Genomic DNA, 21,510 nt, shown 5'->3' with positions numbered 1-21,510 from the left:
GGCGACATTGTCAGCGCCCCCGGTCAGATCATTTCCAGTCGGGATTGTTCTCGAACTGCTGCTTAAGCAGCGCTTTCATGTCGTCATCCGGCTTGCCGAGCCACTGGTACTTGGCGTATTTCTTCGGATGATCGACGGCTTCCGGCCGATCTTCCACCGCGACTCGCACGCCCCAGGCCTGGGATTTATCCGCGCTGAACGCCACGATCAAAAAGTTGTTGCCGCAGTCGTGCGGTTTGCACAGATTGCCGACCAGATACTCTTTGCCCTTCCAGCTCAGGTTTTGCGCCGGCGTAGAGGTGCCGACGCCCTTGCGCGCCCAGCCCGGCATCCGCGCCTGGCCTTTGACCATGTTTTGCCAGCTGGCCTGATACCCCGGCTGCTGAATCAAATCCGATGTGGTGACGATCTGCTGAGCGAAGCTGCCCGCGCTGAAGCTGAGCAGTGCGCCGAAGAGGGCGCAACGCAGCGCCTGGTGTCCCGTCATAGTCCTTCTCCCTAGGTTAAATCAGGTTTCGCCCGTAAACCGGGCCTGAACTAGTCAGACCACGGTTGCGGCAAAAAGTTGACTCACCACCAGGCGTGAAAATGATGCACCGGCCCGATGCCGTGCCCCACTTCCAGCGTGTCCGCCTGTTGCAGCGCGTGTTGCAGGTAGTCCTTGGCGGCGGCCACCGTGGCCGCCCAGTCGGCATGGCGCGGGCGCAGCGCCGCCAACGCGGCTGAGAGCGTGCAACCGGTGCCGTGAGTGTGGCGGGTGGCGACGCGCGGCGCGGTAAAGCGCTGCTCGCCTTCGGCGGTAAACAGCCAGTCCGGGCTCTCGCTTTCGCTCAGGTGGCCGCCCTTCATCAGCACCGCCCGGCAGCCCATCGCCAGCAGCGCCCGCCCCTGCTCGCGCATCTGCGCTTCATCTTCCGCCGGCGCGCACGCCAGCAGCGCCGCCGCTTCCGGCAGGTTCGGCGTAATGATCGACACCAGCGGCAACAGCTCGCGCCGGATAGACTCTACCGCCTCCGGCGCCAATAGCGGATCGCCGCTTTTCGCCAGCATCACGGTATCCAGCACCACGAATTCCGGCCGGTAATGGCGCAGCCGTTCGGCCACCGCCTGCACGATGTCGGCGTTGGCCAGCATGCCGATCTTGACGCTGTCGATGCGCACGTCGCTGAACACCGAGTCCAGCTGCGCGGCGACGAACGCCGGATCGATGTAATACACCGACTGCACGCCGCGGGTATTTTGCGCCACCAGCGCGGTGATCACCGAGGTGCCGTAGGCGCCAAGCGCCGAGAAGGCCTTCAAATCGGCCTGAATGCCGGCGCCGCCGCTGGGATCGGTGCCGGCGATGGTCAGGGCGTTAATGCGTTTCATCACAGATCCTCCCCGCGCAGCTGATACAGCGCGTCAAGGAACGCCGGCGTAAAGCTGCCCGGCCCGGCGGCCTGCCTGGCCGCCAGACCGCCGCAGTGGGACATCACCCGGCAGGCGGTCGCCACGTTGTCCAGGCGATCGCCCGGCAGGGCGCAAAACGCCGCCACCACCGCCGACAGCGCGCAGCCGGTGCCCACCACCCGCGTCATCAGCGGGGAGCCGCCTTCGATCGCCCAATCGCGTTGGCCGTCGGTGACGTAATCCACCGCGCCGGTGACCGCCACCACCGCGCCACTGCGCCGCGCCAGCTCACGCGCGGCGGGCAATGCCACCAGCGAGTCGTCGCCGCTGTCCACGCCGCGGCCGCTGGCCAGCAACCCGCTGAGCGCCATGATTTCCGAGGCGTTGCCGCGTATCGCCGCCGGTTTCTCGTCCAGCAGCTGTTTGGCGAAGGCGGTGCGGTAGGAGAGCGCGCCGACCGCCACCGGATCCAGCGTCCAGGGCTTACCGGCCCGATTGGCGGCGGCCACCGCCACCCGCATCGATTCGGCACGCAGCGCGTTGAGGGTGCCGACGTTGATCAGCAGGCCGTCGGCCAGCGCGCTGAACTGCGCCGCCTCTTGCGGCTCCACCACCATCGCCGGAGAGGCGCCGAGCGCCAATAGCACGTTGGCGGTCAGCGACTGCACCACTTCGTTGGTCAGGCAGTGGACCAGCGGAGGCCGCTGTTGGAATTGGGTCAGGCAGGCCGCGGCGCGGGCGCCGGGTAGTGCATCAGGTCGAGCGATCATATTCCTCCCAACCGGCGTTCAAGAAGGCGGCGCCGGTTGAGCGGCCGTGACTTCCCTACGCTGGCATTATCCAGATCAGGTAATACGGGTATTTCTCAGCCTTCACGCGGAAGGGCACCCCGAGTCATGAAAATCAATAGGTTGTGATCAACGTTGCGTTAATCCCTACTGGGGATCATGCCAGCGGCGGCGCGGACAAACAAGCGATTAAATTGGCCCAGCGGGCATACGCCGCGCAATGCGCTATAGTGAGCACAAACCACCAGGAGATGCCATGCAGATAAGACCCTACCAAGAGACCGATCGCCCCTTCCTGCGCACGCTGTACCTGGCGTCGCGCAAGGCGGCGTTCGGCTGGCGCGATACCTCAAACTATCAGTTGGAAGATTTCGACGGCGCGACGCTGGGCGAAGCGATTTGGGTGGCGGAAGACGGCGGCGTGCTGCTGGGATTCGTCTCCGTCTACCGCGAAGACAACTTCATTCATAACCTGTATGTCGATCCCCATCAGCCGCCGCGCGGCGTCGGCAGTGCGCTGCTGCAGGCGGCGGAAGCTACCTTCACCGCCACCGGTTCGCTGAAATGCCTGGTGAAAAATGAAAAAGCGCTGGCGTTCTACCGCAAGCACGGCTGGCGCATCATCTCCACCGGCAACGACGGCGAAGAAGATTATTACCTGATGCACTCACCGGCCCGCTAGCCCTTACCCGCCGCATCCGGCATCCCGCGCAGCGTCAGCCGCCAAAACAGCAATGCGCTCAGGCTGACGCCCGCCCCCAGCCAGCAGACGCCGCTCCAGCCCGCCCAGGCGTACACATGGGTGCCGGCAAAGGCGCCCAGCCCGCTGCCGACGGCGTAAAACAGCATGTAGCAGGCCACCAGCCGGCTGTGCGACTGCGGGTGCGCGCTGAAAATCATGCTCTGGTTCAGCACGTGGATAGCCTGGCCCGCCAGATCCAGCAGCACGATGCCCGCCACCAGCCAAACCAGGCCGCTGCCGAGCAAACCGAGCGGCAGCCAGGCCAGCGTCAACAGCAGCAGACATGCGCCGCTGGCCGCCTGCCCCAACCCGCGATCCGCCAGATGCCCGGCGCGCACCGCCGCCAGCGCGCCCACCGCGCCGACCAGGCCGAACGCTCCCACCGCAGCATAGGTGAAGTTGAACGGCGGCCGGCTCAGCGGCAACACCAGCGAACTCCAAAAGAGGCTGAAAGCGCCGAACATCAGCAGCGCCAGCATGCCGCGAATTTGCAGCGTGCGGTCATGCAGCAACAGGCTCAACATTGAACCCAGCAGCGCGGGATAACTCAGCGTGCTGGGAACGGTGCGTGGCGCTGGCAGGAGGCGCGATAGGATCGGCAGCAATACCAACGTCACTCCGGCGGAGAAGAAGTACACCGTGCGCCAGCCGCCAACGTCCGCCAGCGCGCCGGACAAGGTGCGCGCCAGCAGCAACCCCAGCACCACCCCGCCCTGCGCCGCGCCGACTACCCGCCCGTGCTCCTGCGGCGGCGCCAGGGCGGCGGCGAACGCGATCAGGCCCTGCGTCATGGCGGTGCCCAGTAGCCCCACCAGCATCATCCCCACCAGCAGCCAGGGCGCGCTGGGCGCCCAGCCCACCAACAGTAGCGCAGCGATCAGCCCCAGCTGTTGCCCCGCCAGCAATCGATGCCGGTTCAACCGATCCCCCAGCGGCACCACCAACAGCAACGCCAGCGCGCAGCCCAACTGAGTCACGGCGATCACCATGCCGACCGCCGCCAGGCTGATGGAAAAATCGCGGGCGATGGCGTCTAACAGCGGCTGCGCATAGTAAACGTTGGCCACGCTAAAGGCGCTGGCGGCGGCCAACAGCAGCACCAGGGCGGCCGGCAGGCGCCCCAATGCCGCACAGGGAGGTTCCAGCAGTTTGTCGCTCATCGCACACTTCAATGTGGTTTCATTATTAAACCCAATGAACTTTAGGTGCAGAGGTTTTATAATGCAACCAGAATGTGCAGCAGGAGATAATCGTCGTGAAACGTAAGAGCCTGGAAGACGCGCCGTGCCCGGTGGCGCGCACGCTGGATGTGATTGGCGACTGGTGGTCACTGCTGATCGTGCGCGACGCCTTCGACGGCGTCACCCGTTTCAGCGAATTTCAAAAAGGGCTGGGGATGGCGAAGAACATTCTTGCCACCCGGCTGCGCGCCCTGGTGACGCACGGCGTGCTGGAGATCGTGCCCGCCGCAGACGGCAGTGCCTATCAGGAGTATGTGCTGACCGAGAAAGGCCGCGCGCTATTTCCGGTGATCGTTGGCCTGCGCCAGTGGGGGGAAGATCATTTGTTCGCCGAAGGAGAGGCGCATTCAACGCTGGTGGAAAGCGACAGCGGCCGCCCCGTGCCGCGCCTGACGCCGATCGGCAGCGCCGGGCAGACGCTCACCCCGCTTAACACCCGGGTGGTGAAGGTGGGGGAACGGTTTGAGCCATCTTTTAACAATCGCCAATTAGCTATAAAAGAAACACTTCCAACCGAAATCGCCGCACAGATCGACGCCGCATACAATGTGCTGACAGAGCAACTCGGCGAGACACTCTTGGGTATCCATCTGTATGGATCTGCGGTCGATGGCGGTCTTAAACCCAACAGCGATATCGACATCTTGGTCGTCATCAGCAAGCCGCTGATGTCAACCACTCGGGCCGCCCTCATGAAAGCTTTGCTGACCGTGTCGGCTCCGCCAGATGCCGACAGTATTTTTCGCCCGCTGGAAGTCACCGTGCTGGTACAGACCGACATCAAACCTTGGCGCTATCCGCCACGACGTGAGTTACAGTTTGGCGAATGGCTGCGTGAAGAGTTGCTGGTGGGAATTGTCTCCCCCGCCACCTTGGATCCTGATGTGGCGATCCTGCTTACCAAAGCCCGGCAGCATCATCGACATCTGTTCGGCACCTCCTTTGAACTCCTGTATGACAGCGTCCCTCGCAGTGACTTCATCGCCGCGCTCACCGATACCCTGAGTCAATGGAACGAACCTGATGACTGGCATGGCGACGAATGCAACATTGTGCTTGCGCTGGCGCGCATCTGGTTCAGCGCGGCAACCGGTCGGATCGCCCCCAAAGATGTGGCCGCCGAATGGCTGCTGGAACGCTTGCCATCTGAACACCAGCCGGTACTTAGCACCGCGCGGCGAGTTTATCTCGGACAAGCGATAGATGACCTGTCTCAGCATCAGCAGCCGTTGGCGGCATTCATCGGCTATGCCAAAACGACGATCGCAAGTCTATTGACGACAACAGCATCGCAATAAGACGCAGGCCTGTCGACACCACTTATCGTCTGCACTTTTTGATGCAGGGACGGATTTTGTTCATAGCCGCCGCCTCCTGCATGATTCGCTTCGCAGCGCCATCCGGGTAATGTATAGTCCGCGTTTTACGGAGATCCCATGCTGACTAACTCATCCATTCGTCTGAACAAATACATTAGCGAGAGCGGTATCTGCTCACGCCGCGACGCCGATCGATACATCGAACAGGGCAACGTTTTCATCAACGGTAAACGCGCCACCGTTGGCGCTCAGGTATTTGCCGGCGATGTGGTGAAGGTTAACGGTCAGCTGATCGAACCGCGCAATGAAGAAGATCTGGTGCTGATCGCGCTGAACAAGCCGGTCGGCATCGTCACCACCACCGAGGACGGCGAGCGCGACAACATCACCGACTTCGTCAACCACAGCAAGCGCATCTTCCCGATCGGCCGCTTGGACAAGGATTCGCAGGGGCTGATCTTTCTGACCAACCACGGTGACCTGGTCAACAAGATCCTGCGCGCCGGCAACAATCACGAGAAAGAGTATCTGGTGACGGTCAACAAGCCAGTGACCGACGAGTTTATTCGCGGCATGGGCGCCGGCGTGCCGATGCTTGGCACGGTGACCAAAAAGTGCAAGGTGAAGAAAGAAGCGCCGTTCGTGTTCCGCATCACGCTGGTGCAGGGGCTGAACCGCCAAATCCGCCGCATGTGCGAACACTTCGGCTATGAGGTCACCAAGCTGGAACGCACGCGCATCATGAACGTCAGCCTGAAAGGCTTGCCGCTGGGCGAATGGCGCGATCTGACCGATGACGAGCTGATTGAGCTGTTCAAGCTGATTGAAGGCTCTTCGTCCGAGGCTAAACCGACGAAGAAAGCCCCGGCCAAATCTTCCCCGGCGAAAAAACCGAGCGTCGGCGGACCGAAAAGCGCCGATAAAACCGCTGCGCCGGCCGGCCGCAAGCGCTTTACCCAGCCAGGACGCAAGAAAAAAGGGCGTTAAACGTCCTTCCCTGCTCAGCCCGCCGTTGCGCGGGCTTGGCGAGGGCGAAACCCTGACCACCACCTAGACGAGTCTGATTGAAAACGAGGAAAATCAGGGGGTAAGAGTAAGGGTCACTATTTTTTTAACAGCGTGGTCTTACCGTCAGGCTCTTGAGCAAAAGTCTTCCCATCCAGACTGATAAAAATCCTTTTATTAGCATCACCATTAATAATCATCGCTATATCCTTATAGATACATTTGTTCTTGGCATCGCCCTCGGCAAAACAATGATAGTCATCAACACTTCCATCATTGCTACCCGTCGGAGCGGCAACATAGCCATCAAAATTCATTACGGCAACGGTAAAGTGACTCTCGTCTTTGATAATATGATATTTTTCCTGAAGTTTATCTTTATTATCATTCCACCAAGATATTTTACCTTCCGTGGTCAACGGAAGGTATTGAACATAAACAGCAGCACCATCAACCCGCACAACATTAGCCGGCCTGACAAGCACCCAAACCAACCAAAAAGCCGCTACGGCAACCAAAGAAAAGAACGCAACCTTTTTCTTGTTAAGCATAGTTTTCACCTGTCACTATTATCTTCGCGCCAAAGTTGGTGAAAAAGGGTCTAAACGCGAACTCTTTATACCTTTGAAGTACAAACCAAATCCTGAAAAAACCAATAGAATTAAACGTTAACTTGCTAATATCTTCTTTATCCAATCCAAAATGATCCTGAGCTTTATAGCTAATCACGGCAGTATATCTATTACCTTGAAAAACCAAAGAATCAACACTGATCTCTGTACTGTTGACCTCATGCACACTGACTCCCATTCCATTTATCTTATGCAGTCTCCCCAGCGAACATACTTTGGCAAACGGCTCTGTGATAACTGAAGAGCAAATGCCTCTTTATTCAGCCGATATGAGTTAAAGTCAAAGGTGTCGAGAACACTTTTAATTCGAATTAGCGTACTATTTTCTGATTTATCGCTCAGTATCAGCCTTTTATAGGCTAAATCCATTTGAACATCTTGAAAGTCAGTTCCGTTATTGCCCTGCATGTGATTGAAGAGCTTAACTATCAAGCCTTGATAAACGCCAGTAAAAGAAAAGTATCTCGATGCAGCTCTCAGCTCATCAAAAAGCATGGCAACCGCCTTTTCTTTTCCTGCTGCCGGAATATTTCGCGTTGCCGGATGATCATAGGGCGATTTATAAGTACTCCAATCGATAAACGTTGATACTTGCCCCAAGCGATACCGTTGCTTAAGTGTACGTTCATCCATATCGCCATATTGCATATCATCCGCAAAACGGTCGTTAAAAGGCTTCTTATTGGTGAAAATCGTTAACGGCCTTGTCAATTCACGCATTGGAAAATCAGTCCCTTGCCCATACCAAGAAGAGCATTAATCATACAGACAATCCCGCCCTGCTCATATCGGGAAATGTCTTAGCGCCCCCTTACGCAGGCTCACGGGAAACTTAATGCCCACCATAAAAAAGGCCCGCATCAAGCGGGCCTGCAAGTACCAGAGAAGTCTAGAGGAAAAATCAGAACGACCAGCGCAGGTTGGCGTTGACCGAATTGACGCGGGTATCGGCGCCGAATTGCCCCTGATAGCCAACATCCAGCGTCGCAGCGCGCGACAGCTTCACGCTCACGCCGATATCGCCCACCATCACGTTGTCATCCACGGCCTGGCCCTGAGTGACGAACGCGTCGCTGCCGGCAAACGCCATGCGCGATGAGGTGTTCTTATCGCCGTAGGCATGTTGCCAGCCGAGCGAGCCGTAAAGGCTGACGTTCTTCGGCAGTTCAGTCACGCCGCGCACCCCGAGCGTGGAGTAGAAGGTGTCCATCGTTTCATTGCGCACGCTCAGCGCCGCCGCGCCACCCGACTCCTGGAAGCTGTCGGTATGCAGGCGGATGTAGCTCAGGTTGATGAACGGTTCGACGTTCATCTCCGGCTGGCCGAAACGGTAACCCGCTTCGGTGAATGCCAGCAGCGAGTTCGCGTCATAATCCGACTTCAGCCGATCCGAGAAGCCGCTGAAATCGACGTTGCGCTTGCCTTCAATCTTGTGCCAGGTGTAACCCAGCGCGCCGCGCAGCGAGAACGCATCCTGTTGCCCGGCCGCATACAGGCCGAGGTGGTAGTTGTCGGTATCGGCCTTGGAGCGGCGGCTGTCGACGTCATAATCGCCGCGGCTGTAACCGAAGTAACCGCCGATGCGCACGTTATGGTCCGCCAGCTTGCGATCCGCCCCCAACAGGAAGCCGGTGGTGTTGCCATCCAGCTTGCCCACGTTGCCGTTGCCGCTGTTCCTGCCCCAGGAACTGAAGGTCTGGCCCCAGACGCCGCTGTTTTGCGCCTGCGCCGGTTGCACCAGCGACATCGCCAACGGCGGTACCGGCAGACTGTCATTGTCGAACAGGCGCAGCATGCGCTGGTTCAGCACGTTGAACAGCTGGGTGCTGCCGGCGATCAGGTTAGACTGCATCGACGGATAGACTTCGCCGGACAGCTGATTGAACGCCTCGCGCGCTTCCGGCGCGCTCAGCAGCAGCAGCGAGTTGTACAGCGCCAGTGAAGGACCGCGCTGCGCCAGCGTGGAGAGCGCGCCGGCGGTATTCCACTGGTTGCCGCTCTCGGCCACCGTTTGGAAAATGCCCGGCTTGCCGCTGCCTGGATTCTCGCCCCCCGGATTTTCCCCACCTGGGTTTTCTCCGCCCGGATTCTCGCCCCCTGGATTCTCACCGCCAGGGTTTTCTCCGCCCGGATTCTCACCACCTGGATTTTCCCCACCCGGATTCTCACCGCCCGGGTTTTCACCGCCGGTGTCTTTCTGCGCGATGGTCAGATCCACGGCGTTGGCGCTGTGTTTTAACGCCACATCGAGGAAGGCAGACTTGGAGACCGCCGACGCGAACTGGCCGTCAATGCCGCCGTCCGAGGTCAGAATGCGGTAGCTTTGGCCGGTTTTATAGCTGGTTTGTGGATCCAGCGCCGTAACCTGCACCTTGGCCCGATCGCTGATGGTGGTTTTGCCCGCCACCAGCAGTTGATCGCTGCGGCCGTCGCCGGCGATATCGACGTCATAGAATGATTCGCCGATAAAGTTCAGGTAGCGTTTCAGCGTCAGCGTGCCGATATTGCCGTCGCCGGGCGAGATATGGCCGCCGGACTGGATCTCGGTCTGGCCCAGCGTGCCGTTGCCGCCCAGCGTGCCGCCGGCCTTGATCGACGCGGCGCTGCTGTAGCCCAGCCCGTTATTGACGTCGGTGCCCGCCGTCGCGTTAAGGATCAGCGTGCCGCCGTTCTCGGCGCCGAGGGTTTGGATCTCGAAGATGTCGTCTTCTTTCTGGGTATTGATGTCGCTGGCGATGATGAGCTTGCCGCCGCGCGCGGTGACGTTCGCCTGCAGCTCAGAGAGATCGCCGTTCAGCGTCGTGTGCCCGGCGCTGTTGATCACCTCGCCTTCGCCGCTCATCTTGTTGCTGAAAACGTAATTGCCGTCGGTATGGTTAAAGTACACATAGCTGCGGAACAATCCGCCTCGCAGGGCGATCGCCGTCTGGGCATCGATAGTGCCTGCAGCGCCCGCCGCGCCGAGCGTCGGTTCGGTTAACCCGGTGCCGGTGTCCATATTGCCGCGGCTGCCGATAATCAGCGCGCCGCGGTTCGAGCCGGAACCGGTCTTGCCCAGCACCACTTCGTTGCCGCCGGCGGAGAATGTCCCGCCGTCCATGACCGCCAACACGCCGTTGCCGTAATCGCCGACGTTGACGCTGCTGCCGCTGGTAAACCGTGAGCCGTTGCCGGCGATCGTCAGCTCGGCAGTTTTACGCGCGCCCGAGACGCCCGCCACCTGAATATTACCGACGTTGACCGCAGCGCCGTTCAGCACGTCCAGATCGCCGTAGAGCGTGAGCGCACGGCCGACGTTCCACTGGGAATTGTCCCCCTTGACCGTGGCTTTCGGGCTCAGCGTATCGGTCTCACCCGGCCCGCTGCCATTGCCGATGCGTGCGTCAAAGGCAGTGTTCAGCACCGCGCCGTCTTCAATCGCCAGCGTGGAACGTGCCCCCAGATCGGTGCCGACGCTGAGAAAATTGCTGGTAACGCGAGAACCGGCGCCGGTGGCGATAAGGTGGCTGTCATAGCCACGGGTGGTGCCGACCACGATCTCTTTCGCGCTGGCCAGCGCACCGTCTTCAACCCGCAAAGTGCCCCGCCCCAGATTGAGGCCGCCGCGCAGCACGAACTGATCGTTCACCGCATTCAGCTCGGCGTTCGGCCCGCGGACCGTGACTACGCTGTCATGAATTTGGCCGTTGAACATCCGGCCGATATTGATGTTATAGGCGCTGATCTTGCCATTCTCGATCAGCAGGTTGCCGCTTTGGTTACGGCCGACGTAAACGTCCCCGGTGTAGGCCAATGATTCGGTAATTTTTGAGTCGCCGTCAAAAATGGCATCGTCTGCGCGAGCGATATCGGCGGGCGCCAGCATCAACAGCGGCGCGGAAAATAGAGCGAGGTAAAGTTTGGAAAGCGGTGTTTTAACCGCTAAAGAATGCGATGTCGTGTCATTCACGGGCTATCTCCGTACTCGTTAGCGTGATGTCGCGGAATGTATTGTTATAAGAAAACTCAATGCGCTAGAGGAGGTATGAGGCGTTATTCCGCGCACGCAGGTTTATTGATCGTCGAAGCAAAAGCTTATTGCCCCCCGGCGCTGGCGCTCCGACGATGGAAAACCAGGAAGCGGCAATACCGCCTCCAAAGCGAATTATTTATGGGTGACTACCGGTGTACAGGTCGGCGCGCTCAGCGACGGCGAGGAGCCTAAAATTCCCGGCATCATCAGCGATGAACAATCGAAAATTCGGCCTTTTTCTGTGGTGGCGCGATAAGAAAGTTTTTGGCCGCCCAGCGCATCCGGCTGCGCGCCATTGACATTGGTCACGGTAATTTCGTCCGATGAACCCAGGCCCAGCATTTTAGCGGTTTCCGCCTGCAGCAGCGGAATGGCCTGATCGGTTTTCAGGGTGGAACAACCGGCTATCATCATCGTAACGGTTAAAGCGATAAGTGGTTTCTTCATAAATTATCCTTTATAACCAATCAGTTAAAATTACCGATTGGCTTTATGTTTTCTCTTATCCAAATCCTCGAATAATATATTTCCCTTTCCTAAACGAAAAAACCCTCCTAAAGTAGGGAGGGTTGATAATAACTCATCAGACCTATCTGATATTTGAAGGCGAAAGGAGAATCCTTTGGGGCAGGATTATGCGTTGGTCGTTGATGACCATCCATTGGTAGCAAGCGGCATCGCTAATTTTCTCAGCACGCATTGCCGATTCAAACAGGCGCATGTGGTGACCACAGAAGAGAATTGCTACCGTCATATTAGGGAAAATGGCCCGCCGCGTTTACTGGTGATCGATTTTTGGCTCTCTTCCGGTACGGCGTTGAAATTACTCAAAGAAGTAAAGCAACTTTATCCTCAGGTGCGGATCTTGGTGGTTAGCGGCGACGAGAATAACGATATCTGGCAGAAAGTGCACACTGCCGGCGGGCATGGATTTGTATTAAAAAACGAACCTCCTGAATTATTCGCCAAGGCGGTCTTTGCGCTGAACGATAATCAGGAATGGTTTCCTGACGGGAATGAATTCGCCGTTAAAAGCAACCACGAGCATTTAAAAAAATTTAATTTAACCCCACGACAAATTGACGTATTAAATATGATGATGCGCGGCCTGCCCAATAAAAGGATCGCCGCGCAGCTGTCTATTTCCGAACCCACCGTCAAAGAACACATCAGCAATATTTTGAAAAAGATCGGCGTCAACAGCCGGGTCGAAGCCATTACGCTGTTGCACGGCAAACGGGAGCCGTCGCAATGAGGTTTTTCCAGAATTTACAAAATGATGGCATCTCACCACGCGCGCAGATCCGCCTGCTGGACAACACCTTCATGCGATTGGTGTTCAGCTTTACCGCCGTACCTTTCGTCGGCATCCCTTTCGCCATCTGGATTTATTTGCTGGGGGATGAACTTGGCCCAACCATTGCCTGGATCATGGTTTACCTGCTATGCGCCGTGGCGATCAGAATATGGCATCGGCGCTACCTGCGCGAGGCCAAAGAAAATGATGAAGACACCGTGCTGCGCCGCTGGCTGCCGCGCATTAATAAGGTGGCCTTTATTCACGGGCTGGGGATCTCCTCACTCTATTTAATTACCCCGCAGACCCATAACTTTGACTTTTTCCTGCTGCTCAATATCAGCATCGCCGCGATCGTCGCCGCCAACGCAACGCATCTTACGCCCGTCATCAGCACCTTTACGCGTTTTTTCTTCGCCTCCTGGGGGCTGCTGAACCTCGGTATCATTTGGCGGCTGGAAGACGTGATGTTCATCGTGCTGATGCTGAACTTGCTGTACGGCTTCGCCATTTATCGCCACGCGTTAACCTCACATGCGTTCTTTATTCAGCAAGCGCTGCTCGAAGAGCAAAGTTCGCGCCTGGCGGAGCAGTTCCGCCAGGCCAAAGAAGAGGCGGAACAGGCGCTGTTGGACAAGAACCAGTTCCTGACCACCGCCAGCCATGATCTGCGCCAACCGGTGCACGCCATGGGTTTTCTGATCGAAGCCATCATCCACAAAAACCGGGACGACAGCCTGACGCCGCAGCTGCTGGATCTGCAGCAGAGCGTGCGCTCAGTGCATCTGATGTTCAATTCGCTGCTTGATCTCAGCAAGATCGAATCCGGCAACGTGCGCACCGCCGCCACCCATGTGGATATCGGCGCACTGCTCGACTCAGTGATCACCCTGTTCCGCGAAGAGGCCAACAGCCGCTCGCTTGCGCTGCGCACCTGGCGGCCCAGGCGGCGCATCAGCGTGATGGGCGATCCGCTGCTGGTGCGGCAATCGCTGATCAATCTGATCCAAAATGCCCTGCGCTACACGCAACGGGGCGGCGTACTGATCGCCATCCGCCCGCGCGGCGCCGAGTGCCTGGTGGAAGTGTGGGATACCGGCGTAGGCATCGCCGACGAAGAGAAAAGCAAAATCTTCTCCCCTTACTACCGCCCCGAGCTGGCGTGGAAGATAGACAGCGCCGGGCACGGGCTGGGGTTGGCAGTGGTAGCGCGCTGCGCCAAGCTGATGAAGGTGAAGTACGGCATGCACTCCGTCGAGGGCAAAGGCTCGCGCTTCTGGATGCGCTTTGCGCAATACCTCGGCGAAGACAAAGCGCCGGAGAGCGCGGCGACGTACGACAACACCGCCACGCCCACCCGCTACGCGCCGCTGCGGGGATCCTGCCTGGTGGTGGACGACGATCCTTTGGTGACCTCCGCCTGGGAAAGCCTGATGAGCACCTGGGGCATCACCGTGCGCTGCGCGGCCTCCGCCGAGGAAGCCTTCGCCATCGTCGACGACGGCTTTACGCCGTTCGCCGTGCTGTGCGATCAACGCCTGCGCTCCGGCGAGAGCGGTTTCGACATCCTCAAAGCGTTGTTCGAACGCCTGCCGGACGTGAGTGGCGCCATGGTCAGCGGCGAGTTCAATTCGCAAGTTCTGCAAGAGGCCGAGCAGGAAGGCTATCTGGTGCTGCGCAAGCCGCTGGAACCGGCCAGGCTGCATGCGCTGTTGACGCAGTGGGGGGCAAGTTAACTACACAGATGGCGCAGGTTATCCGCCAGCAATAAGACAGGCTCAATGAATAAAACATTAAGCCTGCCGCATTTTACGTGGCGTTATCTAAATACGATTAATCGCATTTAGGCGGTTCTGGTTTGCAGACCGGCGGCTCAGGTTTACATACCGGCGGTTTTGGCGTGCAACCGCCCCAGGCATTATTCCACGCGTTTCCCCAGCTGTTAACAACCTTGCCGATAATAGCCAGACCCAGGCCAATCGTTGCGCCGTTCACCTGCTGAACTTCTGTTGAGTTTAATTCTCTCATTTTTCATCTCCATTCACTAAAAAGAATCAATTAAAAAAGACTGCTTTTTATGAACCGTCGGTTCACGCTTTAGGTATAAGGTGCTCGATAAATTAACTCAATAACGAAAATCTTAATTAAAGATGAAATAAATATAAAATTTTATATTTCATCAAACAATTACGCCATTGCATTTACAGGCTGCAAAGTAATTACCCGATCTGCCGATGCAATCGTCGATGGCCGATGAGCAATGATAACGCGGGTCATTTTCAACGAGGATATGGCTTCGTTCACCCTTTTTTCATTGTCCAGATCCAAATGACTGGTGGCTTCGTCCATAAACAGAATACTGGGCCTTCGATACAACGCGCGGGCGATAAGCACCCGCTGTTTTTGCCCGCCGGAAAGGCTCCCCCCCAATTCGCCCACCAACGTTTCATATCCCATCGGCATTTTCATAATATCGTCGTGAATATTGCAATGCTTGGCGCATTCAACGATAAATTCCGTATCGGGATGAGCATCAAAACTGCATATGTTCTCGGCAATTGAACCGGCAAGCAGTTTATCTTCTTGCAATACACATGCGATGCACTCCCGATAATTATTAATGCCGATATCATGAATGTTAATGCCGTTGATAAACAAACGCCCTTCCGTCGGTTCCAACAGCCCGCACATCAGCTTCATCAACGTGGTTTTGCCGACGCCTGAAGGCCCGACGATCGCCACGCTTTCTCCCGCCGCGATCTGCAGGCTGAGTCCGGGGATCACTGGGCGCGAAAGGCTGTCATATTGATAAAGCAGATCGCGCACTTCAAAAGTCACCGCCTCGTTGGGATTGCATATCTTGCGATAGGGCTTTTCTTCCTCTGTCGTAGAAAGCACGATGTCCGCCAGCCTTTCATTATGCAAATTCAGCATTCGCAGCCGAATGACCATATCGATAAGATTTGACGCGCGATCGGAGAATTGCCCCCGATAGGCATTAAAGGCGACAAACATGCCTAATGTCATTTGACTGTCGATCACTAAAGACGCGCCCAACCACAAGATAACGATTTGATCGCAGGCCGCAAGAAACGCATTCACGCCGCCAAAGAACATATCGAGCTTCGTCACCCGAATATTGGCGTTTGCCGTATCGATATTTAAATTTAACCAGAATTGCGAACGCGTTCCCGCCAACCCCAACGACTTCAGCGTCGCGATGCTGTACAGCGTCTCCATAAAATGTGAGCTGGCTTTCGCCGACTTCACCAATTGCTCCTCGGACGCTTGCCGATAATAGCGATAGGTCGAAAGGCGCAGCAGAACATATAAGACCGTAAAGCCGGAGGCTACCCACACCAGCCAGCCACCGTACATGAACATCATGATAAATACGCCGACCGACATGATGCCATCAATGATGCTGGAAACGATACTGGTGGTAAACGTGGTGCGAATGGCGTCCAACGAGCCAAAGCGCGATTGAATATCACCCAGCTTGCGCTTTTCAAAATAGGCAAGCGGGAGCTTCATCAGATGATCAAACAGCCCTGATTTCCACTGTATATCGATCAGCGCGCCCATCACGATGGAGATCCACGAGCGAAACATCGAAACGCAGGTGCGGAACAAGATAAAAAACAGTAAACCGACGCAAATAATGACCAATAAATTATGGTCGCCGGCCTGGATGACGTGGTCCATCACCAACTGAGTCCCGACGGGCATCAGCAGGTTGACGGCCTCAATGACCAGCGACAGAGCGAAAATTTTTACCAGCGCGCTTTTAAGACCGGTGACATTGCTGAGCAGTTTTCTAAAGTGCAGGCGATTTTTCTGCACCACAGGCGTGAATTCACTGCTTGGCCATACCTCTAAAGCGATTCCGGTAAAATGCAGGGAAAACTCCTGCAGGCCGATAACCCGGCGGCCAAATGCCGGATCGTGCAGGGTTATCCGCCCACCGCGAATGTTGACCAGGACCACAAAGTGATTCATATCCCAGTGCAATATGCAGGGCCTTTTCACCTGGTGAATCTCATCCAGGCTCAAGGATAAGGCCCGCGTTTTCAAATTGAGATTCTCGGCGATCGCGATCAGCGAGCTCAGGGTGGCGCCGCGGGCCGAGATATCAAACTTCTGGCGCATCGACAGCATATCGATGTGCATGCCGTAATAGCCGCACACCATCGCTAAACTGGCCAGCCCGCATTCGGCGGCCTCCGTTTGCAAGACCTGCGGCACTTTTCTTCTGAGCGACAGGTTCAGCTTGCCAACGATATTCTCATAAACTTTATTCACGAAGTGGCCCCGACACACTGTTTTTCATGTCATAAAATGGCGCGAACATCCATTGGTAGATGGGTCTTTTCTCCAGGAAAAGCGTGGCTTGCGCCTTCATGCCGCTTGAAAGGTTCAGCTTCTTTCCCTGATAGCCGAACTGCGTGTTATCGATAGCCACCAGCACTTTGTAGTACGACTCAACCAGTTCAGCCGATTGTCGAGTTGGCGAACTGCTGTAAGTGGACATTTCCTGAATCGATGCGGGAACATAAGCGATGCTTTCGATCACGCCGGGAAACTGACCAAATTTTTCATACGGGAAGGCGTCATAGCGAACGTTGATGTGATCGCCTCGGCTCACGTAAGGCACGCTGCTGTTGGGCAACCATAAAACCAAATAATAGATGGCATGATTACTGGGGATTAATTGCGCCAGGCTGTCTCCCGTATTGACCATTTGCCCAGGCGTCACGCTGAGCGATTCAACGCGCCCGTCCGCCGGCGCATTGACAATCAACGAGCCGCTGGCGTCCGCTTCGGCCAGCTGCCGCAGGAGATCATTGCGCTGAAATTGATATTGTGAGATTTGATTATCGAAATCGGACGCTCTTGTCGCGAGATCGCTATTCAGGTTAGTTATCTGCAAAGACTCTTGAATGCTTTGGTTATAGAGACTGTGGAACGTACTCTGCTGCTGATAGTAGAGGTAAACCTGGTTATTCAGCTGATCCCGATTAATGAGCCCCTTACTGCGATACTCATCGTAATTTTTCATGGTTTCGCGCATGAAGTTAACGCCGTTGCGTGAATTTTCGACCATCTGTTTGGACTGGCTGTGCGCCAGTTTATATTGGTCAATCTGCGCTTGCAGATTGACCAGGGTCGTTTTCTTGTTCGCCTCCAATTTGGCGATGATGCTATCGACCTGCGCCAGTTGATTTTCTATCGCCTGCCGCGTGCTTGCGCTGACGGTGCCGGAATCCGTCACCCTGCTGACGTCTATCTGATAAAGATGCTGCCCTTTTTTTACCTGATCGCCCACATTGACAAAGCGTTGTGCAATGAATCCCTGCTGAGTAGCAAATATGTTGACCGACCTTGGCAGCGTCGTGACCTCTCCGCCCACGCTGATACGCCGGGTATAACCGCCATAGGTCACGAAAATGATCAGCACAGAAACGAATGAAAGTGAAATGCCCGCGATGACCCAGGCCGGCAACCCTGCAATTAACAATGCTTTTCCTGCCCATTTAGAACGACTATGCGATAAGGCCTCTTCCCTAAACAAATTTTGACCTCTCCATATATAGCGACACCGTTCATTTTTATCTTTTCCCTGGCCCAACACGGCGCTTATTTAGATTTAGTCTTTGTTGGCAAAACCCACAAGTAATAATAATCTTAAAAAAACACAAAACTGCTGAAACGTCACAAAAAGTGCGACCCTAATATTAGCGACGGCGTTATGAGTTGCATATTTCAACGCCGACCTCTTTAATCTAAGCGTATTCTCATCAAGCCGTCATTCACAGAGGCTGCGAGAATTAAGCGGCGAAACGCTTTACGTTTCGTTCCTGAGGTATAGGGATAAAGTTGAAAGGATTTACTATGAAAGAGCTAAATACTGCAGAGATCGAAATCGTTTCTGGTGCAGGGATTATTTCCGATACGGCAAGCTTTGTATCAGGATTTGCCGGCGATGTTATCATTGATACCGTAAAATTGGCCAATGATGCGCTTAATACCCGATTGATCTCTTCCGTAGGCCAAGGGTTCAACGCGATCGGTTTTGGCTTGGGCGCCGTTCATAATGTCGCGGACTCGCTTGGCTATGCGGCATTTAAAAGCGTTGCAGCCGTAGGCTCCCTGCTGGGCGGGGATGCAAGCCGTATCGAATATCATTACGAGAAAGAATGGGGTGCTTGAAAACAAGCGGCTCCCTCTGAAAGGTTAATGATGCTAACCACCTGCCCAATCAGGTGGTTATTTCAATTACGCACTCACTAACTCTTCTGTTTGAAAACCGCTTTGGTCAATGGAGAGGAGAACACGTTGTGCGGATCGTACTTATTCAGCACGTTGCAGGCATGATTCCAACTGTCATTGTTCCCTGCCCCGGCATTAAAGCTGCGCGGAATGTTTTCTTCGAGTACGGTTTTATCCTGCCACGCTGCCTGTGACGTATAACCCCAGCCTTTACTCCACTCTACGCGAACCGTCGCATAGTCGCCCGCATAGTGGCTAAAAATCCATTTTTCCATTTCACTGTAGAATTTATTGGCATCCGGCGTATCGGGCATGGTCAGAATATCCAACCAGATCGCGACATCCCATTCCGGATGGGATTCAACGGGACGAATAGCCGAAAGATCGGGAGCAATGGCATTGGCCACCGCGCTCTCTTTTGCACTGTCCAATCCGGTGACGCGAATTTCAATCGGGCCATTCATCGGAAATGAATTCTTGCGCTGGTAATCGGCCACCATGTCTTCATATTTTTTTGTGAAATCGTGCAATACGTTTTGAATATTGCTCCGCTTCGTGATTATCGCGTAACCATTGGCCGTCACGCGCAGCGTTGTCGGCTTCACATACAACAGCAGATCCTTGCTCCACCCCCACAGATCCGCCGACACGGTGGCCCCTAAACCAATGCTGACCAACTCCATCTGCGCCTTGCCGAGTGTCGGGGTCAGCTCCGGGTGGCCATTATTGATTTTTTTAATGATATCGGAAATTTTAACCGGCAAATTATCCGAGAACGGATAGTTAAATGGACCATTAACCGGTTTTGACACTTTTGGGAAGCTGTCTTCTTGCTTCCACACTTTCAGCCATGGTTTTTCCGTGAACGGGAACCAGATGACTTCAACGCGCCCGCACAGATCCAAGAAATGGCTGAAGGTATTTTTTGTCGTGCTCGCAGTGGAAAAAAGATCCGCCGCGGTGACATTAACATAACTTTGACAGCGTAAACGCCGGTTGCGCGGCACCTGCAGCGTCACTTCGCTGATAAAAGCCCGGCCGACATGCACCAGGAATGCCGAGCTCTCCGCATTATCACGCGTAAACTCCTTTAATTCATACTTCGACCGCGCCTGATCCCAGACGACAGCTTTTAGCGACACCACGCTATTGCTCACGGAACCAAAGCTGGCAAACTCAGCCAGAGGCTCATCTTTTGCCGGGATGCAGGTTCCATGGCCGCCGATGGCGAGCACGCCGCCCAGGGTCAGATCGCCAGGCGCCGGCGTCGCGTAAAAGCCGAGTTTCTTTTTTTCTAATTCAGTGAGCAAAGCCTGCATTGTCACCCCCGTTTGCGCGGTGACGTATCCATGCTCTCCCACTTTATTGATTGAGATGTTTTTGAATTTTCTGGTGAGGTCGATCAGCACGACATTGCTATTATCCTCCCCGTTTGCAATAACGAGCGGGGACCAGTTGTGCTTGATGCCAACCGGACGCACGCAATATTTATTCTCATGCGCCCAGTTAATTACGGCCAAGAGCTCATCCGTATTTTGTGGATAGCAGGTCAGAATATGATTGCCGGAGATTTCTTTTGACCAATTAACAAAATTGACATACTCATAGCCCACAGGGAACGTGTTCAAACTAGAACTAGTCATAACTGACTTCCTTTTAAAATTAAAATAGATAGAGATAAAAACGGCAACAGCCCGAGCGCTAATTGATCACCCTGATAAGCACCTCCTTTTCCTTGGGATAATCCCTCTGTTTTACTGCCCGAATAGCGTCAAGACTTGCCAATATAAATCAACACCTTGACGTTAATTTCCGCGTATTGAAAATTCTTTTCTTTATGCAACTCAATTAAAAAGCCGTTTCTTATTCGCACGCCAAGTAAAGGAAGATAGGCGTCATAGATGCTGTCAAAAAAAACCAGGTATTCGTTCAACCTGCCGTTAAACTCGAACAACAAATACTGCCCTCTTATCAACGTCAGATTGCGTGTCTCGTAGTACCCTTTGCTGAGCGTTACTTCCCAACCGGATGAGGCCAACTTTACCGTGCGCATTGACGTATCGGTATTTTTCCCTGTGCGGCTGCCGTATTTCTGTCGTTCCTCTCCTCCAGAGCTGGAAGCATTCATTGAATGATAGAGAAAAAACTTATATCCCTTAAGCAGGTATATGTTCTTGGGCATTTCGATAAAATGATATGCTGACGGATTTTGTATTAAAAAGGGAGGGAGATGTTTGGAAAAGTCCCATTCCTGGCTCGTTCTAAAGTCCTTTGGGCTTTCACCGAAAAAGCGTTGAAAGGCGCGGCTAAAAGCCTGCTGGGAGCTAAAGCCGATAGCAGTAGCCACTTCCAATACTTTTAAATCAGACTGTTTGAGCATGACGGCAGACTTGCTCAGACGCCTATTTCTGATATACGTCGCTATTTTCATTCCCGTATAACGCTGAAACATTCTTTGCAAGTGCCATTTCGAATAACCAGACAAATCCGATAACTTTTCTATCGAGAGATCATGCTGTATATTCATCTCGATCAAATTAACTAGCTCGACCACAATACTATGCTGGTAACTCATAATGACATCCATGCCCTAACAAAACCCACCCTCAGACAACCTGCTCATTGGGCTTTTATCCATTAAAATGAAAAACAAAGCGCTGCCGCAATCATGCAATTAGGATTAGAATGTGAAAAACGATGAACCTTTTATAATTGATTGACAGAGAGATACTTCTTTTTGGGTAGACATCCTCCTTGTGACGTTATTGGTATAATTCTTATAAAGCTTTTCCCTGGTGAAGGCTTTTCCTGT

Annotated in this window: 20 protein-coding genes, 1 pseudogene and 1 riboswitch; of the genes and pseudogenes, 7 read left to right on the top strand and 14 right to left on the bottom strand. The window is 55.0% G+C overall.

Translation table 11 applies throughout. From position 1 onward, the window contains the following. Positions 1 to 28 precede the first annotated feature (28 nt). The 3 genes from ACJ8J1_RS01125 to thiM form a co-directional block, all read right to left on the bottom strand. Complete coding sequence (locus ACJ8J1_RS01125) at positions 29 to 487, bottom strand: inhibitor of vertebrate lysozyme family protein (protein ID WP_033648850.1); 459 nt, start codon at positions 485 to 487, stop codon at positions 29 to 31. A gap of 83 nt (positions 488 to 570) precedes the next feature. Next, positions 571 to 1,371, bottom strand: coding sequence for a bifunctional hydroxymethylpyrimidine kinase/phosphomethylpyrimidine kinase (gene thiD, locus ACJ8J1_RS01120; protein WP_033651554.1), 801 nt, complete (start codon positions 1,369 to 1,371; stop codon positions 571 to 573). After that, positions 1,371 to 2,162, bottom strand: coding sequence for a hydroxyethylthiazole kinase (thiM, locus tag ACJ8J1_RS01115; RefSeq protein ID WP_286652886.1), 792 nt, complete (start codon positions 2,160 to 2,162; stop codon positions 1,371 to 1,373). Before thiM ends, thiD begins: the two co-directional genes overlap by 1 nt. 35 nt (positions 2,163 to 2,197) lie before the next feature. Further along, a riboswitch (TPP riboswitch) is annotated at positions 2,198 to 2,294 on the bottom strand. Between the two features lie 142 nt (positions 2,295 to 2,436). Here thiM and ACJ8J1_RS01110 point away from each other — a divergent pair. Continuing rightward, positions 2,437 to 2,862: a GNAT family N-acetyltransferase gene (locus ACJ8J1_RS01110; protein ID WP_060424902.1), complete on the top strand. Its 426-nt coding sequence runs from the start codon at positions 2,437 to 2,439 to the stop codon at positions 2,860 to 2,862. On the opposite strand, the gene ACJ8J1_RS01105 is transcribed toward ACJ8J1_RS01110, so the two are convergent. Then, positions 2,859 to 4,082 (bottom strand): MFS transporter, encoded by a 1,224-nt coding sequence (locus ACJ8J1_RS01105; protein ID WP_142002808.1) that lies wholly within the window; start codon positions 4,080 to 4,082, stop codon positions 2,859 to 2,861. The two genes, ACJ8J1_RS01110 and ACJ8J1_RS01105, sit on opposite strands and share 4 nt — an antisense overlap. Positions 4,083 to 4,177: 95 nt before the next feature. On the opposite strand from ACJ8J1_RS01105, the pseudogene ACJ8J1_RS01100 reads away from it, so the two are divergent. The 3 genes and pseudogenes from ACJ8J1_RS01100 to rluF form a co-directional block, all read left to right on the top strand. Further along, positions 4,178 to 4,615, top strand: a pseudogene (locus ACJ8J1_RS01100) (winged helix-turn-helix transcriptional regulator); the annotation flags it as partial. 42 nt (positions 4,616 to 4,657) lie between these two features. Next, complete coding sequence (locus ACJ8J1_RS01095) at positions 4,658 to 5,461, top strand: aminoglycoside adenylyltransferase family protein (protein WP_350425085.1); 804 nt, start codon at positions 4,658 to 4,660, stop codon at positions 5,459 to 5,461. A 138-nt stretch (positions 5,462 to 5,599) separates the two neighbouring features. Beyond that, positions 5,600 to 6,469, top strand: a complete 870-nt coding sequence (gene rluF / locus ACJ8J1_RS01090; protein ID WP_046687643.1) for a 23S rRNA pseudouridine(2604) synthase RluF — start codon at positions 5,600 to 5,602, stop codon at positions 6,467 to 6,469. A gap of 116 nt (positions 6,470 to 6,585) precedes the next feature. On the opposite strand, the gene ACJ8J1_RS01085 is transcribed toward rluF, so the two are convergent. From ACJ8J1_RS01085 to ACJ8J1_RS01065, 5 genes are all read right to left on the bottom strand, one after another. Continuing rightward, positions 6,586 to 7,038 carry a DUF943 family protein gene (locus ACJ8J1_RS01085; RefSeq protein ID WP_033644077.1) on the bottom strand — a complete coding sequence of 151 codons (453 nt, stop codon included), beginning with the start codon at positions 7,036 to 7,038 and terminating at the stop codon, positions 6,586 to 6,588. Then, on the bottom strand, positions 7,031 to 7,297 hold the full coding sequence (locus ACJ8J1_RS01080) for a DUF3289 family protein (RefSeq protein ID WP_229597902.1): 267 nt from the start codon (positions 7,295 to 7,297) through the stop codon (positions 7,031 to 7,033). Before ACJ8J1_RS01080 ends, ACJ8J1_RS01085 begins: the two co-directional genes overlap by 8 nt. 5 nt (positions 7,298 to 7,302) lie before the next feature. Continuing rightward, positions 7,303 to 7,839: a DUF3289 family protein gene (locus ACJ8J1_RS01075; RefSeq protein ID WP_229597903.1), complete on the bottom strand. Its 537-nt coding sequence runs from the start codon at positions 7,837 to 7,839 to the stop codon at positions 7,303 to 7,305. A gap of 181 nt (positions 7,840 to 8,020) precedes the next feature. Next, on the bottom strand, positions 8,021 to 11,068 hold the full coding sequence (locus ACJ8J1_RS01070; RefSeq protein ID WP_033644078.1) for an autotransporter family protein: 3,048 nt from the start codon (positions 11,066 to 11,068) through the stop codon (positions 8,021 to 8,023). A 195-nt stretch (positions 11,069 to 11,263) separates the two neighbouring features. Beyond that, entirely contained in the window at positions 11,264 to 11,578 is a 315-nt protein-coding gene (locus ACJ8J1_RS01065; protein ID WP_025303891.1) for a hypothetical protein, read from the bottom strand. 175 nt (positions 11,579 to 11,753) lie between these two features. Here ACJ8J1_RS01065 and ACJ8J1_RS01060 point away from each other — a divergent pair, with 175 nt between their 5' ends. Continuing rightward, the gene (locus ACJ8J1_RS01060) at positions 11,754 to 12,386 is read left to right on the top strand and encodes a response regulator transcription factor (RefSeq protein ID WP_033644079.1); all 633 of its coding nucleotides are present in this window, start codon (positions 11,754 to 11,756) and stop codon (positions 12,384 to 12,386) included. Continuing rightward, positions 12,383 to 14,164, top strand: a complete 1,782-nt coding sequence (locus ACJ8J1_RS01055; protein ID WP_033644080.1) for a hybrid sensor histidine kinase/response regulator — start codon at positions 12,383 to 12,385, stop codon at positions 14,162 to 14,164. The genes ACJ8J1_RS01060 and ACJ8J1_RS01055 overlap by 4 nt, the downstream gene beginning before the upstream one ends. Before the next feature lie 97 nt (positions 14,165 to 14,261). Here the strand turns inward: ACJ8J1_RS01055 and ACJ8J1_RS01050 are convergent, their stop codons facing one another. The 3 genes from ACJ8J1_RS01050 to ACJ8J1_RS01040 all read right to left on the bottom strand — a co-directional run bounded on the left by ACJ8J1_RS01050 (position 14,262) and on the right by ACJ8J1_RS01040 (position 18,000). Further along, positions 14,262 to 14,456, bottom strand: a complete 195-nt coding sequence (locus ACJ8J1_RS01050) for a hypothetical protein (RefSeq protein ID WP_127897174.1) — start codon at positions 14,454 to 14,456, stop codon at positions 14,262 to 14,264. 159 nt (positions 14,457 to 14,615) lie between these two features. Further along, on the bottom strand, positions 14,616 to 16,730 hold the full coding sequence (locus tag ACJ8J1_RS01045; protein ID WP_033644081.1) for a peptidase domain-containing ABC transporter: 2,115 nt from the start codon (positions 16,728 to 16,730) through the stop codon (positions 14,616 to 14,618). Beyond that, positions 16,723 to 18,000, bottom strand: coding sequence for an HlyD family secretion protein (locus ACJ8J1_RS01040; protein ID WP_033644082.1), 1,278 nt, complete (start codon positions 17,998 to 18,000; stop codon positions 16,723 to 16,725). Before ACJ8J1_RS01040 ends, ACJ8J1_RS01045 begins: the two co-directional genes overlap by 8 nt. Positions 18,001 to 18,320: 320 nt before the next feature. Here ACJ8J1_RS01040 and ACJ8J1_RS01035 point away from each other — a divergent pair, with 320 nt between their 5' ends. After that, positions 18,321 to 18,638 (top strand): hypothetical protein, encoded by a 318-nt coding sequence (locus tag ACJ8J1_RS01035; protein ID WP_079007635.1) that lies wholly within the window; start codon positions 18,321 to 18,323, stop codon positions 18,636 to 18,638. 77 nt (positions 18,639 to 18,715) lie between these two features. Here ACJ8J1_RS01035 and ACJ8J1_RS01030 read toward each other — a convergent pair whose 3' ends face one another. Together ACJ8J1_RS01030 and ACJ8J1_RS01025 are read right to left on the bottom strand one after the other, a co-directional pair. Continuing rightward, positions 18,716 to 20,341 carry a cholesterol oxidase substrate-binding domain-containing protein gene (locus tag ACJ8J1_RS01030; protein WP_033644084.1) on the bottom strand — a complete coding sequence of 542 codons (1,626 nt, stop codon included), beginning with the start codon at positions 20,339 to 20,341 and terminating at the stop codon, positions 18,716 to 18,718. 128 nt (positions 20,342 to 20,469) lie between these two features. Further along, positions 20,470 to 21,273, bottom strand: a complete 804-nt coding sequence (locus ACJ8J1_RS01025) for a helix-turn-helix domain-containing protein (RefSeq protein ID WP_033644341.1) — start codon at positions 21,271 to 21,273, stop codon at positions 20,470 to 20,472. Between the last annotated feature and the right edge of the window lie 237 nt (positions 21,274 to 21,510).

It is taken from the genome of Serratia sp. CY37869 (assembly GCF_052168895.1).
Lineage (GTDB): Bacteria > Pseudomonadota > Gammaproteobacteria > Enterobacterales > Enterobacteriaceae > Serratia > Serratia ureilytica.
This window is presented reverse-complemented; position numbering and strand designations above follow the sequence as displayed.